17 protein-coding genes are annotated in these 17,060 nt (G+C 63.6%); 1 reads left to right on the top strand and 16 read right to left on the bottom strand.

Annotation, left to right across the window (positions count from 1 at the left end):
- Positions 1-53 precede the first annotated feature (53 nt).
- The gene (locus tag HOY44_RS02400) at positions 54-2,447 is read right to left on the bottom strand and encodes a ligase-associated DNA damage response DEXH box helicase (protein WP_287432800.1); all 2,394 of its coding nucleotides are present in this window, start codon (positions 2,445-2,447) and stop codon (positions 54-56) included.
- Between the two features lie 184 nt (positions 2,448-2,631).
- Positions 2,632-3,957: a DUF8689 domain-containing protein gene (locus HOY44_RS02395; protein ID WP_008335347.1), complete on the bottom strand. Its 1,326-nt coding sequence runs from the start codon at positions 3,955-3,957 to the stop codon at positions 2,632-2,634.
- 138 nt (positions 3,958-4,095) lie between these two features.
- On the opposite strand from HOY44_RS02395, the gene HOY44_RS02390 reads away from it, so the two are divergent.
- A complete protein-coding gene (locus tag HOY44_RS02390; RefSeq protein WP_287432799.1) occupies positions 4,096-5,721 on the top strand; it encodes a hypothetical protein in 1,626 nt (541 codons plus the stop codon).
- 15 nt (positions 5,722-5,736) lie between these two features.
- Here the strand turns inward: HOY44_RS02390 and HOY44_RS02385 are convergent, their stop codons facing one another.
- From HOY44_RS02385 to HOY44_RS02320, 14 genes are all read right to left on the bottom strand, one after another.
- Complete coding sequence (locus tag HOY44_RS02385) at positions 5,737-6,252, bottom strand: prepilin peptidase (protein ID WP_287432798.1); 516 nt, start codon at positions 6,250-6,252, stop codon at positions 5,737-5,739.
- Positions 6,249-7,112: a tetratricopeptide repeat protein gene (locus HOY44_RS02380; protein WP_287432796.1), complete on the bottom strand. Its 864-nt coding sequence runs from the start codon at positions 7,110-7,112 to the stop codon at positions 6,249-6,251. The genes HOY44_RS02385 and HOY44_RS02380 overlap by 4 nt, the downstream gene beginning before the upstream one ends.
- Positions 7,113-7,178: 66 nt before the next feature.
- Positions 7,179-7,757 carry a tetratricopeptide repeat protein gene (locus HOY44_RS02375; RefSeq protein WP_287432794.1) on the bottom strand — a complete coding sequence of 193 codons (579 nt, stop codon included), beginning with the start codon at positions 7,755-7,757 and terminating at the stop codon, positions 7,179-7,181.
- Positions 7,758-7,803: 46 nt separating this feature from the next.
- Positions 7,804-8,778: a type II secretion system F family protein gene (locus HOY44_RS02370; protein WP_008335341.1), complete on the bottom strand. Its 975-nt coding sequence runs from the start codon at positions 8,776-8,778 to the stop codon at positions 7,804-7,806.
- Positions 8,779-8,788: 10 nt separating this feature from the next.
- Positions 8,789-9,757 (bottom strand): type II secretion system F family protein, encoded by a 969-nt coding sequence (locus HOY44_RS02365; protein ID WP_008335340.1) that lies wholly within the window; start codon positions 9,755-9,757, stop codon positions 8,789-8,791.
- Between the two features lie 5 nt (positions 9,758-9,762).
- Positions 9,763-11,247: a TadA family conjugal transfer-associated ATPase gene (locus tag HOY44_RS02360; RefSeq protein ID WP_287432793.1), complete on the bottom strand. Its 1,485-nt coding sequence runs from the start codon at positions 11,245-11,247 to the stop codon at positions 9,763-9,765.
- A 10-nt stretch (positions 11,248-11,257) separates the two neighbouring features.
- A complete protein-coding gene (locus HOY44_RS02355) occupies positions 11,258-12,538 on the bottom strand; it encodes a CpaE/TadZ family protein (RefSeq protein ID WP_050772005.1) in 1,281 nt (426 codons plus the stop codon).
- Positions 12,539-12,824: 286 nt separating this feature from the next.
- Positions 12,825-13,493, bottom strand: a complete 669-nt coding sequence (locus tag HOY44_RS02350) for an OmpA family protein (RefSeq protein WP_008335335.1) — start codon at positions 13,491-13,493, stop codon at positions 12,825-12,827.
- Between the two features lie 2 nt (positions 13,494-13,495).
- Positions 13,496-14,920, bottom strand: coding sequence for a type II and III secretion system protein family protein (locus HOY44_RS02345; RefSeq protein ID WP_008335334.1), 1,425 nt, complete (start codon positions 14,918-14,920; stop codon positions 13,496-13,498).
- Between the two features lie 258 nt (positions 14,921-15,178).
- Positions 15,179-16,033 (bottom strand): Flp pilus assembly protein CpaB, encoded by an 855-nt coding sequence (gene cpaB, locus HOY44_RS02340; protein WP_040885347.1) that lies wholly within the window; start codon positions 16,031-16,033, stop codon positions 15,179-15,181.
- Complete coding sequence (locus tag HOY44_RS02335; RefSeq protein WP_287432792.1) at positions 16,006-16,212, bottom strand: hypothetical protein; 207 nt, start codon at positions 16,210-16,212, stop codon at positions 16,006-16,008. The genes cpaB and HOY44_RS02335 overlap by 28 nt, the downstream gene beginning before the upstream one ends.
- Positions 16,213-16,238: 26 nt before the next feature.
- Positions 16,239-16,430 (bottom strand): Flp family type IVb pilin, encoded by a 192-nt coding sequence (locus tag HOY44_RS02330; RefSeq protein WP_008335330.1) that lies wholly within the window; start codon positions 16,428-16,430, stop codon positions 16,239-16,241.
- A 33-nt stretch (positions 16,431-16,463) separates the two neighbouring features.
- Positions 16,464-16,655 (bottom strand): Flp family type IVb pilin, encoded by a 192-nt coding sequence (locus tag HOY44_RS02325; RefSeq protein WP_008335329.1) that lies wholly within the window; start codon positions 16,653-16,655, stop codon positions 16,464-16,466.
- Between the two features lie 37 nt (positions 16,656-16,692).
- A complete protein-coding gene (locus HOY44_RS02320; protein ID WP_008335328.1) occupies positions 16,693-16,884 on the bottom strand; it encodes a hypothetical protein in 192 nt (63 codons plus the stop codon).
- Positions 16,885-17,060: the final 176 nt, after the last annotated feature.

The following is a 17,060-nucleotide window of genomic DNA, read 5'->3' as shown; positions in this document are numbered from 1 at the left end:
TGAGCCAAGCGATGCTGCCCGCGCTCCGCTGACGCCGCGCAAAGGTCACCACCCTATGCCAGCCCGGCTTCCTGCATCAACCGTTCCGCCTCCATCTCCATCAGCGCCTCGCGTCCCATGCCGTCCACCGGCACCTTGCCGACTTCGAGGAACAGGGGGGCCGCGAAGGGTGTAACGCGGTCCAGCACCATATGGTCGACGCGGCCCTCGGTGCGTTCCAGCATTTCCTCGATCCGCCCGAAGTCGATGAGGCCGCGCATCGCTTCTTCTCGCGTGATGTTCAGAAGCAGGTGGTCGGGGTCATAGCGGCGCAGGGTGTCGTAGAGGATATCGGAGGAAAACGTGGCCTGCCGACCGCTCGCGCGCGTGCCGGGGAAGTTGCGGGGGGTCAGCCCCGCGATGTTGGCGACGGCCTTGAAGCTGCGCTTCATCAGGGCGTTCTCCGACAGCCACCCCTCGAGCCCGGCGACAAGATCGTCGCGGCTGAACAGAAAGGCGGGATCGTCTACCGGATGAAGGCTCCAGATCAGGGTCGCATAATCGGTGGCAACGAAGCCGAGGGGGCCCAGCCCCGCGGTCTCCATCCGGCGGGTGAGGAGGAGGCCGAGCGTCTGCATCGCGCCGCGCCCGGCGAAGCCGTAAATGACGGTTTGTGCGCGTCCGTCATGGGGAAAACTCTCGACGAGGATACGGCCCGCTTCGGGCAGGTGGCTGACCTCGCGTTGCAGCGTGATCCACTCCTGTGTGTGACCGGGCAGAGCCGAGAGGTCGCGCCGGTGAATCAGGTCGAGGACACGGGCCGACAGCTGGGTCGAAGTGGCGAATTTCGAGCCTGCGAAAACGGCGATCTTGGGTTTGCGCCCCTTGTCGTTCGTCACGTCGACATGCATTTCCTTGAGGCTTTCGAACCGCACGATCTTGCCGCCCATCAGAAAGGTGTCGCCGGGGATCAGCGAGGCGGCGAAGCCCTCTTCGACCTCGCCCAGAAACTTGCGGTTCTGGCGCATCCGGACCTTGAGCGTGTCGGTGTCCTGAATCGTGCCGATGTTCATGCGGATCAGCGCGGCCGCGCGCGGGTCGCGAAGTTGCCACCGCCCGTCGGGGCGCTGTTTCAGGCGTTGCCAGCGGTCATAGGCGCGCAGGGCGTATCCGCCGGTCGCGACGAAATCGAGCGCCTCGTCGAACTGGGCGCGGGTGAGGCCCGCGTAGCCGCCCGCGCGGCGCACTTCGTTGAACAGCTCCACCTCGTCGAACGGGCCCGAACAGGCCACGATCAGGATGTGTTGGCAGAGCACATCACGTGGCCCCGGTCCGCGCGGGTCGCCGTCGAGATCGCGGGCGAGGACGGCTTCGAGCGCGGCCTGACACTCGATCACCTCCCACCTGTTCGCGGGCAGAAGCAGCGCCTTGGACGGGGCGTTGTAGCGGTGGTTCGCCCGCCCGATCCGCTGCACCAGACGTTTGACGTTCTTGGGTGCGCCGATCTGGATGACAAGGTCCACATCGCCCCAGTCCAGACCCAGATCGAGCGTGCCTGTGCAGACGATGGCGCGCAGCTCTCCTGCCACCATCGCGGCCTCGACCTTTTGCCGCTGTTCGCGAGCGAGAGACCCGTGGTGGATGCCGATGGGCAGGCCTTCCTCATTCGCAAGCCACAGATTGTGAAAGAAAATCTCGGCCTGCGCTCGCGTGTTGTGAAAGATCAGCGTCGTCTTGTGACGCTTCACTTCTTCCAGCACGTCCGGGATCGCATAGGCACCGCCACCGCCCGACCACGGCGGCGGGGTCTGGGTGGTAAGCATACGTATGTCCGGGTCCGGTCCGGGGTCGGCGGTCAGGACCGGACAACCGCCGGCCATGAAGAACCGGGCGAGCGCGGGCGGGTCTTCGACCGTGGCGGACAGGCCCACGCGGCGCAGGTCCGGGCGCATCGAGACGAGCCGCGCGAGGCAGAGCATCAACTGGTCGCCCCGCTTCGATTCTGCAAGCGCGTGCAACTCGTCCACCACCACCCGTTCCAGCCCTGCGAACATGCGCGGCGCGTCCTCGTAGGACAGGAGCAGCGCGAGGCTTTCGGGGGTCGTAAGCAAGATTTCGGGCGGGTCGGCGCGCTGGGCCTTCTTGCGGGTCTGGGTCGTGTCGCCGGAGCGATCCTCGACCCGGATCGGCAGGCCCATCTCGTCGATCGGACCCGTCAGGTTGCGCCGCATGTCGGCGGCCAGTGCCTTCAGCGGTGAGATATAGAGCGTATGCAACCCTTTTCGCGGGTGCTCGGCCAGTTCGACAAGTGTGGGCAGAAATCCGGCGAGCGTCTTGCCGCCGCCCGTCGGGGCGACCAGCAGCGTCGCAGGATCGTTGCCTCGCGCCAGCATTTCCATCTGGTGCGGATGGGCGGACCACCCCTTTTCGGTGAACCAGTCGGCGATGATCGGGGGCAGGGCGCTCATACGCCGACAGTATTTTCGCGCGCCGGCGAAGAAAACGCAAAAACCCGCGACGGAACGGCGAACCGCCTGCGTTTGACAAAGACAGTTGGAATTCACGCCATGTCGGGGGAGTTGCGTTCGGCCCCGGCGGTGTGGAAAGAGCGGCGCGCCAGCCCCTTCAGGCGCGCCGCTCGCCGTTCTGGCGTCAGTGGATGATCTTCTCGTCCTTGACGAACATGTTGGCCCAGGCCCGGTCGATCAGGTCCGGCGACATGCGATAGGGGATGCCTTCGAAGTCGCAGATCGCGATCATCTGGTCGATCAGGAACACCGGCTGATAGTTCGCATAGATGTTGTCGATCGTTGGATATTTCTTCTTGAGCAGATGGATCAGCGCGGCTTCGTCCAGCTGCATCTTCTTCTTCTTCGCGACCATGGCGAAGATCTTGAGGAAATCCTCCTGCCCCGGACCGTCGATCTTGATCTTGAAGAAGATCCGGCGCAGGGCCGCTTTGTCGAAGATCTCGTTCGGGTGGAAGTTGGTCGAGAAGATCACAAGCGTGTCGAACGGTACCTCGAATTTCTCGCCCGATTGCAGGGCGAGGATGTCCTTGCCCTCTTCCAGCGGCACGATCCAGCGGTTGATGAGCGCCTGCGGCGGCTCGGACTGACGGCCAAGGTCGTCGACGATGAAGACGCCGCCGGTGGATTTGAGCTGGAGCGGCGCGGTGTAGGTCCGCGCCGTCGGGTTGTAGACGAGGTCGAGCATGTCGAGCGTCAGTTCACCGCCGGTGATGACGGTCGGGCGCTGGCAGCGCACATAACGGCGGTCATAACGGTTCGACGTGCGGCGCAGGGAGTTCGGGTCGTCGACCTGATCCTCGGCCTTGGAATGCACGATGGGGTCGTAGACCGTGATGACCTGACCAGAATACAGGATCGCGCGCGGGACGTAGATCTTGTCGCCGAGCGCATCGCGGATGCCGTTCGAGATCGACGATTTACCGTTGCCCGGCGGGCCATACATCAGGATCGACCGGCCCGAGCCGACTGCGGGGCCGAGGTGGTCGAGCAATTCGTTCGGCAGGATCAGGTGCCCCATGGCGCCGGTCAGCTGGTCGCGCGTGATCTGGATTTTCTTGATCGATTGGCGTTCGACCTGTTCGTAATACTTGTCGAGCGGCACGGGCATCGCGCCGTAGTATTCCGACTGCGACAGCGCGTCGAGCGCGCGGGCCTTGCCGCCATCGGACAGGCGATAACCCATTTCGTTGCCCGAAGTCGCGTGCAGCGTGCCGGTCGCCTCGACAAGCCCCTGATCGCGGGCGCTGTCGATCAGCTCCTGCGTCACGCGGGTCGGAAGGCACAGGATTTTCTCCAACTGGCTGACATGCTCGGCGTTCATGCGGAACATGGTCTTCAACAAGATGTCGCGCATCATGACCGGGGTCAGACCGGTGTCTTCCATGTTCCGGCACGGCGGGGGCGGTTCGACACCGGAGGCCGGGGTCGGGGGGGTATCCATTTTCATTCGTCTGCTCGCTGCCTGATTTTTTTCCCAAATCTTTCCGCTTTGCGTCCTCGGCCCGTCCAAAACCCGGTATAGTCCGGGGCAAGGTGGCCGAAGCACCATCAACAAAAACCAAGAACTCGGCGAAAAGAGGGCAGAATGGGCAAGACAAATGATAAAATGCTGGCGATTGCGCTGGCATTGATGACGGTCCTGTTGGGCGGGGCCGCGCTTTTGAAGGGCGGGTTCTACCTCGGCAAGCACGAGGGCGACACGCTGCACCTCCTGCAAATGGTTCTGCGTATGGCCGACGGCGACTGGCCGCATCTGGATTTCGTCACGCCCATCGGTGTCCTTGCCATCGCCCCGATCGCATGGCTCGTCTCATTGGGCCTTGGGGTCGGGCACGCGATCCTGTGGTCGCAGGTGCTGGTCGCCCTGATCGCGCTGCCCGCGACATGGTATGTCGCCAGGACGCGGTTTGCGGGAATTTGGTCCTACGTATTCGGCGCGGTGATCCTGATCCTCATCCTCGCGCTCGTGCATGGCGAGACGACGCGCGCCGTGTCGATTTCGATGCATTACAACCGCTGGGCCTGGGCCGCGGCGTTTCTGGCCATCGCGACCGCGGTGATGCCCGCGCGGGGCGGCAACCGGACGGTGGACGGGGTGATTATCGGCGTCGCCATGGCCCTGCTGCTTCTCACCAAAGCGACCTATCTGATCGCATTCCTGCCTGCCATTCTGGTGGCGCTCATCGGGCGCAAGGCGTGGCGGACGGTGGTCGCGGGCCTGATCGCGGGGCTTGTCGTCATGGTCGCCGTCACGGTTCTGGCCGGCACGCCGATCTTCTGGCTCGCCTACCTGCGCGATCTCGCCACCGTCGCGGCGTCGGACGTGCGCCCTCAACCCGGCTATGCCTTCGGCGTCACCGTCGGCGCGCCTGCGTGGATGGGGGGGAGCCTCATGTTGATCCTGTCGGTGATCTGGCTGCGCCACGCGGGCCGGATGCTCGAAGGGCTGGTCATGCTGATCCTCGTGCCTGGGTTCTTCTACGTCACCTATCAGAATTTCGGCAACGATCCCCAGTGGTTGCCGCTTCTGGGGCTCATGTTGATCGCGCTCAGACCGGATGGCGAGGTGACCAACAGCTTCGGCTGGAACATGCGGGAGGTCATGACCTACACCGCCGTCGCCGCGCTGGCCTTCGGGGCGCCGAGCCTCATCAACCTTGCCTACTCGCCGTTCCGCCACCTGACGGAAGAGCCCGAGGACTACACCGCGCTTCTTCCCGGTTCCGGCGTGCACGAGGACATCGTGACCCCGACCATCCGCGCCTATCGCATGGACGCGAAGGTGGCGCTGGATGGGCCGGACACGATCTATGGCGCGTTTTGGGATCCTGAATTCCGCCAGAACGAAGTGACCGAGTGGAAGGGCGAGACGCTGCCCAACTGCGCGAACGAGGTGGGCACGGTCGGCTGGTTCCAGGTGAACGCGCAGCTTCTGAACGAGACGGGGCTAATCGAGGGCAAGACCGCCTTCGTGGCCGATCTGCTTAACGCCTTCTGGCTGTTCGGCGCGTTCGAGCCGCTGCCGGGGAACGCGCCCTGGTATTACGGCAACCTGTCGGGGCTGGAGAACGCCGATTTCGTGGTCGTGCCGCTTTGCCCGATGTCGGTGACCACGCGCCACCTGATCCTTGCAGAACTGGACGAGGCGGATGTCGCCCTGACCGAGGTGGCCCGGACGTCGGAGTTCATTCTCTACGAAGTCGGGGACTGATCCCCGCGTGGCGGGTCAGACCCCGTTCAGCGCCACGAAGGCGAGGTAGGCGACCAACCCGATCCCAAGGCAAAGACCCATGGGGAAATCGTCGCGTTCCCAGCTTTCCCAGCCGGGCACCGCTGCGCGCACGAAGGACACGCGCTTGGCGATCCGGTGCAGGACGAAACCGCCGAGGATTGCGGCGGCGAAGATGAAGGCGAAGACCGACAGATCGCCGAGCGCCACGAAGGGCGCCATGGCGGCCGCGAATTTCGCGTCGCCCGCCCCCAGAAGCCCGGCGGCGTTCATCACGAAGCCGACGAGCAGGATCACCGCGAGGTGGACGTAGCGCCAGAGGTAGTCGGGTAGGGTGATGACCGACATCGCGACCGCCGCCAGCCCGACCACGGCATAAATGCCGAACAGCGCCATCACCGCCTTGTTCGGGATCTTCATCCGGCTCATGTCGCTGATCGCGACCCAGACCGAAATCACGGCGGCGAAGGGCAGGAACATGAGCCCGAGAAGGGCGGGCTGAACGCTCATCATCCGTTCGAGACGTTCGATTCCAACGCCCGCATGGCGCGGACGGCTTCTTCGAAGTGCTGCGGGTGGGTGTCGATGGCTTCCTGCAACAGCGTCTTGCCGATCACGACGTCGCCCTGCTTGATCGCGGCCAGCGCGAGGGTGTGCAGAAGCTGCGCACGCTCGACCTGGCTCATCTCGACCACGGGCAGGTCGTATTTGCCCTGCGCGCCGCGTGCCATGACAAGGTTGTTCTTGGCGGTGAACATGCCCGCGTCGTAACTCAGCGCCTCGCCGAACAGCCGTTCGGCCCCGCTGAAATCGCCCCGCGTGAGCTTGGAGTAGCCCCAGTTGTTCAGCGTGCCAGCAGGCTGCGTCGTCAGGCCCACGGCGGTTTCATAGAAACTGTCGGCCCGCTTCCAGTCCTGATCGCTGTCGGCCACCATCGCTTCAAGCTTGTAGCGCATGAAGGTCTCATGCGTCGGCGGCACCTTGTCGAGTTCGGTCTTCGCCTTGGCCCAGTCGCCCGCGCGGATATAGGCATCGGCAAGGTTCACGCGGTCGTCCGCCGTGCCTTCGGCGCTGTTTGCCACTTCGGACCAGACGCTCGCCGCCTCGGAGGCCTTGCGCGCCTTGACGAGTGATTGGGCGAGACCGCGTTTGAAATCCATGCGTTCCGGGGCCTGCGCGGACGCGCGCCGGAAATAGGCGACCGCTTCTTCGGGGTCGCCCACGGTCAGCATGATGTCGTTGAGGTTCGACTCGTCGATGACGTTCACACCGGCGACCGCACGTTCGACTTCTTCATCCGACATCTGGCTTTCGCAGCCGGACAGCGCGACGAGCCCCATCAGGGCGGCGGACACGACGAAGGGGTGGCGCATGGCCTGTATCCTTTTCCTGCTCTCCTCGGCGGATCCGCTTATTGTCTGCTGCGCCGTTTTCGGCGTCTATCGCGTCCCGAGCAGGAGGTAGTCTCCGCGCCCACGACGCATCAGGGCGAATTCCGCTTTTTCTTCCTCACCATCATACGCAATGTTTTCCTGCTTTGATAGCGCGAGGTTGAGGTTTTCACGGATGGAGTCCGATTTGCCACTGTCCGCGCCGAAGGCGATCTTGAACACGCGCACGGCCTCGCCGACATTGCCGGTTTCCATCAGCACGACGCCCAGGTTGTTCCATGCGGGGGCGAATGTCGGGTCGTCCTCGACCGCCTGACGCAACAGGCGTTCGGCCTGTCCAAGGCGCCCGAGATACAGGTTCGCCGAGCCCATGGCCGACAACGTGTCGACGCTGATCCCGTCTTCGGCGGCGGCGCGCAGATAGGCTTTCAACGCCAGTTCGTATTCGCCCGCTTCCATCAGCCTGTGGCCGACGATCAGCCCGTCGACGCTGTCCTCGCCCGCCACGCGGGCATCGGGGGCATAGGCGTTGCCGCCACTGTTGCCGAGGCCCTTTGCATTTTCGCAGGCAGCGAGCGTGAAACTCGCCACCAGCATTGCGATAATGGATGTGCCTGTCCGTGCCATGCGGCGCGTCCCTTGTTTTTTGCAAGGCGCGCTGCTCGGTCGCGCCCTAGAAGCTGATATTCTTCAGCGTCTTGTACACTTCGTAGACGGAGGGGCCGATCAGGATGATGAGAAGCGGCGGAACCGTCAGCATCATTGTGGCAAGGGTCATCTTGGTCGGCAAGGTGTTTGCCTTTTCCTCGGCCCGCATCACGCGCTTGTCACGCATTTCGCCGGCATAGACGCGCAGCGCCTCGGCGATGGAGGTACCGAAGCTGGTCGATTGGATCAGCACCGTCACGAAGGACTGGACATCGGCCACGCCGCAGCGTTCGCCCATGTCGCGCAGAACCTGAATGCGGTCCTTGCCCGCCTTGATCTCCCAGCTCACGATCTCGAACTCGTCGGCCAGCGCCGGATAGCCCGCGCGGATTTCCTTGGCGACGCGGATGATCGCCTGGTCGAGCGATTGACCGGCCTCGACGCAGACCAGCATCATGTCGAGCGCGTCGGGGAAACCGTTCGTGATCTCTTCCTTACGGCTGTCGACACGGCGCGTGACCCAGTATTTCGGGGCGACGTAACCCACCGCGCCGGGGATGAGCACGGTCATAATCATCTTCTGCGTCGAGGTTTCGCCGTCGTTCGTGATGAAGGAATAGATAAGACCGGCGAACAGCAGGCCGAGACCCAGTGCGAATTGCGCGAAGTGATAGGTGCGCACCGCGTTCTTGCCGGGATAGCCCGCCTGAAGCAGCCGAAGCTGGATCGCGGAATATTCCTCGCTGTCCTCGGGTTCGAGGAAGCTTTTGTATTTCTCCAGCTTGTCGCCCATCCCGCCGCTTTCGGTGCGGCGCAGCGCCATATGCTCTTCTTCCAGTTCCTTCTGGCTTTTCTTGAGCTTGTTCAGCGGGTCTTCTTCGCGCTTGAACAGCAAGGGCAGGGCGCCGACGATCAGCAGAACGCCCAATCCGCCAAGCGCCATCAGGGGGCCGAAGGGGCCGAATTTGTCGGTCAGGATCGCGGTGAGTTGGTCGATCATCTCTCTGGTCTCACACCTTGATGTTCGTCAGCGCCTTCATCACGAAGTAGTTCGCGATGAGGAAGCCGAGACAGACGAGCGCGGCGGGAATGAAGAACCCGGTTTCCTTCACGTCGTCGTAATAGTTGGGCTGGATCACGTTGATCATGACGATGGCGAGGATCGGGAAGCCCGACAGGAAGGTGCCGGACCACTTCGCTTCGGCGGTGATCGCCTTGACCCGGCGGAAAAGCTTGAAGCGCGAGCGGATGACCTTGGCCAGACCGTCGAGAATCTCGGCCAAGTTGCCGCCCGAGGTCTGCTGGATCGTCACCGCGACCGCGAGGAAGCGCAGATCCTGCATGTCCATGCGCTCCGCCATCGCCTTGAGGCTGTCGCCGATGTCGCGGCCATAGGCGCTTTCATCCGCGATGATCCCGATTTCCGAGCCGAGGGGATCGGGCACCTCTTTCGCGACGATCTGGATCGCGGACGAGAACGGGTGGCCGACGCGCAGCGAGCGCACCATGAGTTCCACGGCGTCCGGCAACTGTTCCTCGAACATCGCCATGCGTTTCTTGGCCTTGCCGTTGATCCAGACGTAAACGCCGCCGACACCCATCGCGATGGACAACAGGATGCGCACGCCGGTGCCCGCGCCGGTCCCCATGGTGAGGCCGAGATAGGCGACGACGGACAACCCGGCCATCAGCATCATGATCTGCTTGGGCGTGAAGGCGATGTTGGCCTTCTGCGCCTTTTCGGCCAGCAGCGAGTAGAGCGGCATGCCCTTCGCGTTCATGTGCTGGTGCATCTCCTTGCGAAGCTGCTCCAGCACCTGTTCGCGGCCCGCGCCCTTTTCGAGCATGTCGAGGCGGCGGTTCACCCGGCTGTTCAGCGAAATCGACTTGCCGAAGACGGTCAGGTAGATGCCCTCGACCAGCAGGAGCACGGCGATGAAGATGACGCCGTAGATGATGATGTCTGTCGAGAACGGCATCCGGGTTACTCCGCGGCGATGGGTTCGAAGATGGAGGCGGGCAGGTTGTAGCCCCACTGGCGGAAACGCTCGGAATAGTGCGAGCGCACGCCGGTCGCGTTGAAGCGGCCGATGATCTTGCCTTCGGGCGTCAGGCCGAGGCGTTCGTAGCGGAACACCTCCTGCATCGAGATGACGTCGCCTTCCATGCCGGTGATCTCGGTGATCGACACCATGCGGCGCGAGCCGTCCTGAAGGCGGCTGGCCTGCACCATGAGGTTCACAGCCGACGAAATCTGCGAGCGGATCGCCTTGATCGGCATTTCGATCCCGGCCATCGCGACCATGTTTTCCAGACGCGACACGGCATCACGCGCCGAGTTGGCGTGGATCGTGGTCATGGACCCGTCGTGGCCGGTGTTCATGGCCTGAAGCATGTCGATGACTTCCTCGCCGCGCGTCTCACCCACGATGATCCGGTCCGGGCGCATACGAAGGGCGTTTTTCAGACAGTCGCGCTGGCTGACGGCGCCCTTGCCCTCGACGTTCGCCGGGCGGCTTTCCATCCGGCCCACGTGGGTCTGTTGCAGCTGAAGTTCCGCCGTATCCTCGATGGTCAGGATGCGTTCGCTGTCGTCGATGAAGGACGACAGGGCGTTGAGCGTGGTCGTCTTACCGGAACCCGTCCCGCCCGACACGATGACGTTCAGGCGGCAGGCGACGGCGGCTTGCAGATAGGCGGCCATTTCCTCGGAGAAGGCGCCGAACTGCACCAGATCATCGATGGCCAGCTTGTCTTTCTTGAACTTACGAATGGACACGAGAGAACCGTCCACGGCAATCGGCGGCACCATCGCGTTGAAACGCGAACCATCGGCAAGACGGGCGTCCACCGACGGGTTCGATTCATCGACACGCCGACCCACGGCCGACACGATCTTGTCGATGATCCGCAACAGGTGGCGCTCGTCCTTGAAGGTCACGTCCGTCAGGCTCAGTTTGCCCGCGCGTTCCACGAAGATCTGCTTGGGACCGTTCACCAGAATATCGTTGATGGTGTCGTCTTTCAGCAGCGGTTCGAGCGGGCCGAGCCCGGTCACCTCGTCGTAAAGTTCGGCGTTCAGGGTCTGGCGCTCTTCGCGGTTCAGAACCACGTTCATCTCGGACAGCACTTCGGACGCGATCGACTGAATCTCGGCGCGCAGTTCCTTTTCCGGCGCGGTCTCCAGCGCGGACAGGTTCAGGTTGTCGAGCAACTGCTTGTGCAGTTCGACCTTGATTTCCATAAGCCGTTCGCGCCGCTTGCGCTCCTTGTCCTGCGGCGTGGGCATCGCGGCCACTTTGGGCTTGGCGTCCACGACAGGCTTGGGCGCGGGTTTGGGCGCGCTGGCAACGGGTTTGGGCGCGGGCGCCGGGGCAGGGGGCTGGCCGCCCTCGACCGTTTCCAGCTTGGGCGCGCCGCCGCTTGTCGGTTTCTGGGGACCACCGGGCTTTTTGTATTTCGAAAACACCTAACGGCTCCTATTTCCTGGCCCGCTTCTTCTTGCCCTTCTTGCCGGAGGCTTCTTCTTCCTCCTGGCTCAGGGCATGAAGCTGCTCTGCGAGTTTCTGGATTTCCTTGCGCAACGGGTTCTTGAGCGCGGCTTCGGCCAGCGGCACGCCGTGGTCGCCCGCCTGAACGATGGGCTTGCCGCCGTCGGGCATCAGCAGATCGATCTGGATGTCGAGGCTTTCGGCCATGCGCTTGACCCGGCTTTTACCGTTCAAGTCCGTGAATTTGGGGGCGCGGTTCAGGATATAGCGCAGCTTGTCGACCGGCAGATCTTCGGATTTGAGCGCCCGGATCATCCGCAGGGTGTTCTGGGCCGAGCGCATGTCGAGTTCGACGGTCGCGAAGTAGATATGCGCGGCCTGCAACACGGTCTCGGTCCACTGGACGACGGCCGTCGGCATGTCGACGATCACGTAGTCGAAATTCGACCGGGCCTTGTCGATCAGCGCCTGCACGTCCGAGGACGAGATCAGGTCCAGTGGTAGCATTTCGGCGGGCGCGGTGAAGACGTGCAGATGTTCGTTGAACGTCAGCAGCGCGGCCATGAAGCTTTCGTCGTCGGCGGTTTCCATGTCCGACAGGAATTCGTAGATCACCTCGCGCCGGGGCAGGTCGAGATAGGTCGACACGCTGCCGAATTGCAGGTCGAGGTCGATCAGGCAGACGCGCGGGCTGTCGGCCTTGGCGATGGTCGCCAGTTCCCAGGCGAGGTTGACCGCGACGGTCGTGGCGCCGGTGCCCCCGGCCATGCCGTGCACCGCGATCAGCACGCCTTCGCGATTGGTGCCGGACGGTTGCGGGGTGTTCGGGGCGGCCGCCTGAAGGACAGGCGCAGGATCCGGTGCGCGCAGACGCTCGATCGCATCCTTGAGCGCGCCGTCGGGCAGGGGGTAGGGAATGAATTCCTCGGCACCGACCTTGAGAAGCTGGTGCAGCGCGATCGGGCTGACCTCTTCGGCCACGACGATGGCCTTGATGTTGCGGGCTGCGGCCTGACGGATCACCTCGGCGATCTGGGCGAGGTTCGCCTCGTCCTCGTCGTCCATCGCGATGGCGATGAATTCAAGGCTGTCGCTGTCGGGCTGTTCGAAGAAGGCCAGCGCATCCGAGATCGACAGGTCGCCCCAGGCTTCGCCCAGTTCGGTTTCCATGTCCTCGATGAGAAGATCGAACGCCTGCACATCGCGCGAGATCGTGCAGGCGACGATCGGTGCCGGCTCCTGATCTAGCACTGCTGCGCTCCCACTCATGCCTCGTTCCTTTCCGATCCGGCCGCCCTCGCAACAGGTGCGCGGTTCATCCGCGCGACCCCGGGCGACCGCCACACGACTCGGTCGTGCGGACTACTCGCAAGTTCTGAATTTCACTTCCAAGTTGGGCGAGATTTTGTCGGAACTCGCGAAATTATGCGGTGTTTTGAGACGATGCCGCGGCAGATGCGGCGGCTGTTTCGCAGGCGGTAACGGCGAAACAATAAGGGCCGGAACGTATCCGGCCCTGTAACAGCTTGGTTGGATTGCCTTTTTTAGGCCGCGTTCAGCCGCCGCTCGCCGCGGCGTTGAGTTCGCCCAGCCCGCCACGCTCCGGCGGCAGCTCGGTCGCCGACTCGACATACTCGCGGAACACCACTTCCGCGTATTTGCCGTTCAGGATCAGGGGGTTGTCCTGCACGAAGCCGGACACCTCGGTCACCGTGCGCCGGTTGCGGCGCTCGCGGTTCTCGGTCGCGACCAGAGGCTGCGTTTCGCCATAGGTGACGACCGCCTCGACCCGCGACCGGCTGATGCCCTGGCTCGCGAAGTAATTCACGACCGCTTGGGCCCGGCGCAGACCGAGCTGGCGGTTGTAGGCGTTGGAGCCGACCTTGTCGGTATGCCCGTAGACCCGGAAGTGCACTTCGGGGAATTGCCTGATGAAGCTCGCTTGCCGGGCGAGGATCTGGCGCGCCTGACCGTCGAGCACGGCCGAGTTGAACTCGAAGTTGACCGTATCCGGCACCTCGCGGTTGAACCGTTCGGCCAGATCGACGACGTAGCTCTTCTGACCGGTCTGGATCAGGTAGTTGTTCTCGGTCGCGCTGCCGAATTCGGCGCGGGCGGGGATCGCTCCGGCTTCGCCCAGATAGGTCTTGTCCGTGGCGCAGCCCGCCATGAGGGCGAGGGCCGATGTCGTCGCGACGATCTTTGCACCTGTGCGGATAGCCATGCTCAATCCTCCATCACGTAGCCGTAGGAGCCGGTGAAATCCTGCCGCGCCACTTCGCCCGCCGCGCCCGTCGTCGGGCGGTTCGGGGCGGCGGTATTGCCGCGCAGGAACAGGTCGGCCTCGGACGGGGGTCTGACACGGTCGGTGGGCAGGGCCAGCGCCTCGCCCCGGGTCGGGGTCACGAGGTGCGGGGTCACGATGATGACCAGCTCCGACTGGCTGCGTTCGTAATCCGCCGAGCGGAAGAGGGCGCCGAGGATCGGCACGTCGCCAAGCCACGGCACCTGACCGTTCAGGTCGCGGAAATCGTCCTGCAACAGGCCCGCGATGGCGAAGCTCTGGCCGTCGCGCATCTCGACCGTGGTCGAGGTTTCGCGCCGCTTGAAGGCGTTCACGCTGATCGCACCGTCGCCGTAGGTGACCGAGTTGTCGAGACCCGAGACCGAGGCGGTCATCTGAAGGTTGATGATGTCCTGATCCACCACACGCGGGGTGAAGGTCAGCTCGACACCGAACGGTTTGTAGTCGATGACCACCGCGCCGTTTTCCTGAACCGAGGGGATCGGGTATTCGCCACCGGCGAGGAAGCTCGCCTCCTGCCCGGACAGGGCGGTGAGGTTCGGTTCGGCCAGCGTGCGGACCATGCCTTTGTTTTCAAGGGCTTCGAGCATCACCGCGAATTGCAGGGCGCCCGCGTTGAACCCGAAGGTGAACGCCCCGGTGCGGTCGTTCCCGGTCGAGATCAAGTCGCCCGCCGAAGCGGCGTCCAGATTGGCCTGGTTGCCCAGGGCCCCGGTGCCGATCGAGCCGCCAAGGCCGTTGATGTTGGTGCCGAAGCCCAGCGACGAGGACAGCGATTTGGTGACGGAGCGCTGCATCTCGGCGAAGCGCACCTTGAGCATGACCTGCTGGGTGCCGCCGACCGACAGAAGGTTCGACACCTTGTCGGGCGCATAGCGTTCGGCCAGATCGAGCGCGCGGTCGAGCGCGGCGATCGAGGTCACGGTGCCCGACAGCACGATCCCGTCGTTGGCGGTGCGCACTTCGATGGGTTCGCCCGGCAGGATCTGGCGCAGACGCTCCTTGAATTCGGAAAGGTCGGGCGTGACCTGCACTTCGACGTTGGAAATGAGCGTGCCGTCGGGGGCGAGCAGGGTCAGCGTGGTGCGCCCCTGCGATTTGCCCAGCACATAGATCGTGCGATCCGACAGGGTCGAGATGTCGGCGATCCCCGGGTTCGCGATCGAAATTTCGGCGAAGGGTTGGTCGCTTTCGACGACCACGGCGCGGTTCATGGGGACGTTCAGCGTTTCGGCCACACCCCCGTCCATCACGCGCAACGTCTGGGCCATGCCGGGAAGCGGTACGGTGATCCATGACAGCGCCAGACCCGTGAGGGCGGCCTTCACATATCTATCAAGTCCCATGTGATCCTGCCTCTCCGATCACGTCTCTGCTGCTCTTCCCCGGTCGCAAGCGGGCGCCGGTTGTCTTTGTATTGGCCCAATTTTCGGGTCCGCCTGTATCGGGCACGTGTCCGGTTCGTCCGGCTCTTTCGGCCCATATTGCCGCCACCATGCGACAGTTTTCAGTTTATTGCAAGAATCAAGGGGTTGGCGCCTGTCCTTGCTGTGGGCGGCCCGCAACATGGCGGATCGCCCGACTGCCGTGCGCCGTGGGGCCGATCAGTTCGTCGGGCAGGGCACCGGCACTTCCACCGTCTCGGCGCCCTTGCGGGTGCGGATGGTGCAGACCTTTTCGCGCACCGGCGCTTCGACCTCGGCGGTTTCGATGCCCAGAAGCGTGTTCTGGTCGATCTCGACCGCCTCGGCCACGGTATCGTCCTGTGCGCCGACCAGCGACAGGGCCATGCGGCCCGTGGCCTGCGCCTGGGCGAGGGCGGCCACCTGTTCCGGTGTCGCCTCGATCGTGACGGTGCGCGCCACGGTGGGCGCGGTGCGGTCGGTGTCGGCCATCTGGTCGATCGCGATGATCCGGATGTTGGTCTGGATCAGCTTGGTGACCTCCTGGCTCGTGACGCTGTCCGAAGAGCCGCGCCCGGTCCAATAGATGTCGACCTTGTCACCGGGGCGCAGAAAGCCCGACACGCCCGAGGCGACGTCGACGCGGATCGCGAAGGCCCGCATACCCGAGGCAAGGCGCGCGGCCACCCCGGCGTCGGCCCCGGCCTCGGTCACCTTGACCGCCAGCAGGGCCTCGTCCTTCTCCATCGCGCGCAACACGGTGCGATAGCGTTTCTCGCCCTGCGGGAAGAGCTCTTCTTCCGTCTTGAACGCCCCTTCCGGGATCGCATCGACCGGGAAGCGCGTCAGGCGGATGTTCTCGTCGGTGATCCGGTCGCCATAGGCCACGGATTCCTTGACCACGTAGATTTCGGCGGTCTGGACCATCTGGGCACGGGCCGCACGTTCCTGTTCGAGCGCGGCCTGATAGTTCCCGATATAGTCGCGTGCCATGTAGACGGCGAAGCCCGCAAGCCCCACGCCCACGATCAGAACCAGTCCAAATACTGCTCGCATATCGTTACCTTTCCCTCGTGCGCCGGCAGGCCGGCAGTCAGGTTTCCATTACCCTTGTGCCGCCAGAATGCGGCGAAAATCTGGACAAACCGTGAAGTGCCGAAGATTTCTTTCAATTCGTCGACAATCAAACGCCCCCCCCAGAACGGGGAAAGGGCCGCATCGAGGATGCGGCCCAATTCCGGAGGTCTTCGGATCGTGACGCTTAGTGCGTCATGATGGTCATCGCGGACAGCGACGACGAAACCTTGTCGGCCAGCGAGGTGGTGCCGCCGGAGACCGAGGTCAGAACGGCGATGCCGAGGCCCACGATGGCGGCGGTGAGGACAACCCAGTCCACGGTCACGGCGCCATCTTCGTCTTTCTTGAAGCGGTTGAAGAAGTTCACGAGTTTCATGTTTCTGCTCTCCAGTAGAGTTCGTTGCGACGCTTAGTGCGTCATGATGGTCATCGCGGACAGCGACGACGAAACCTTGTCGGCCAGCGACGTGGTGCCGCCCGAGACCGAGGTGAGAACGGCGATGCCCAGGCCCACGATGGCGGCGGTCAGCACGACCCAGTCCACGGTCACGGCGCCGTCTTCGTCTTTCTTGAAGCGGTTGAAGAAGTTGATGAGTTTCATTGCGGTATCTCCTGATTGAGTTAGGTCGGTGTGACGCTTAGTGCGTCATGATGGTCATGGCCGAGAGGCTCGAGGACACTTTGTCGGCGAGCGAGGTCGTGCCGCCGGAAACCGACGTCAGAACCGCGATGCCGAGGCCCACGATGGCGGCCGTGAGAACGACCCAGTCAACAGTCACCGCACCGTCTTCTTCAGCGCGGAATTTCTTGGCAAGCTTGAACAGTTTCATCTTTTGTCCCTCCGAAAAGTTTTCAGCTCAGTTTCACTCACACCTTGCAGAAACCTTCGAACCGCCTGTGAACCGATCCTCTGCCCTGCTTGGCATGGTTGGAATTTGACCCTTGATTTGGGCATGATTTTGGCAGGGTTGGTACGATTTTGGACGGGTTGGGAAATTTCGTTAAT

Origin of the sequence: Maritimibacter sp., from assembly GCF_016774595.1 — a bacterium.
GTDB classification, from domain to species: Bacteria; Pseudomonadota; Alphaproteobacteria; order Rhodobacterales; family Rhodobacteraceae; genus Maritimibacter; species Maritimibacter alkaliphilus.
Note: the sequence above shows the minus strand (reverse complement) of the source record. Positions and strands in the feature narration are given on the sequence as shown.

Excerpts from the sequence above, each read along its gene's own strand:
- HOY44_RS02400 (WP_287432800.1), bottom strand. The coding sequence starts at position 2,447 with ATGAGCGCCCTGCCCCCGATCATCGCCGACTGGTTCACCGAAAAGGGG.
- HOY44_RS02395 (WP_008335347.1), bottom strand. The coding sequence starts at position 3,957 with ATGAAAATGGATACCCCCCCGACCCCGGCCTCCGGTGTCGAACCGCCC.
- HOY44_RS02390 (WP_287432799.1), top strand. The coding sequence starts at position 4,096 with ATGGGCAAGACAAATGATAAAATGCTGGCGATTGCGCTGGCATTGATG.
- HOY44_RS02385 (WP_287432798.1), bottom strand. The coding sequence starts at position 6,252 with ATGATGAGCGTTCAGCCCGCCCTTCTCGGGCTCATGTTCCTGCCCTTC.
- HOY44_RS02380 (WP_287432796.1), bottom strand. The coding sequence starts at position 7,112 with ATGCGCCACCCCTTCGTCGTGTCCGCCGCCCTGATGGGGCTCGTCGCG.
- HOY44_RS02375 (WP_287432794.1), bottom strand. The coding sequence starts at position 7,757 with ATGGCACGGACAGGCACATCCATTATCGCAATGCTGGTGGCGAGTTTC.
- HOY44_RS02370 (WP_008335341.1), bottom strand. The coding sequence starts at position 8,778 with ATGATCGACCAACTCACCGCGATCCTGACCGACAAATTCGGCCCCTTC.
- HOY44_RS02365 (WP_008335340.1), bottom strand. The coding sequence starts at position 9,757 with ATGCCGTTCTCGACAGACATCATCATCTACGGCGTCATCTTCATCGCC.
- HOY44_RS02355 (WP_050772005.1), bottom strand. The coding sequence starts at position 12,538 with ATGAGTGGGAGCGCAGCAGTGCTAGATCAGGAGCCGGCACCGATCGTC.
- HOY44_RS02350 (WP_008335335.1), bottom strand. The coding sequence starts at position 13,493 with ATGGCTATCCGCACAGGTGCAAAGATCGTCGCGACGACATCGGCCCTC.
- HOY44_RS02345 (WP_008335334.1), bottom strand. The coding sequence starts at position 14,920 with ATGGGACTTGATAGATATGTGAAGGCCGCCCTCACGGGTCTGGCGCTG.
- cpaB (WP_040885347.1), bottom strand. The coding sequence starts at position 16,033 with ATGCGAGCAGTATTTGGACTGGTTCTGATCGTGGGCGTGGGGCTTGCG.
- HOY44_RS02330 (WP_008335330.1), bottom strand. The coding sequence starts at position 16,430 with ATGAAACTCGTGAACTTCTTCAACCGCTTCAAGAAAGACGAAGATGGC.
- HOY44_RS02325 (WP_008335329.1), bottom strand. The coding sequence starts at position 16,655 with ATGAAACTCATCAACTTCTTCAACCGCTTCAAGAAAGACGAAGACGGC.
- HOY44_RS02320 (WP_008335328.1), bottom strand. The coding sequence starts at position 16,884 with ATGAAACTGTTCAAGCTTGCCAAGAAATTCCGCGCTGAAGAAGACGGT.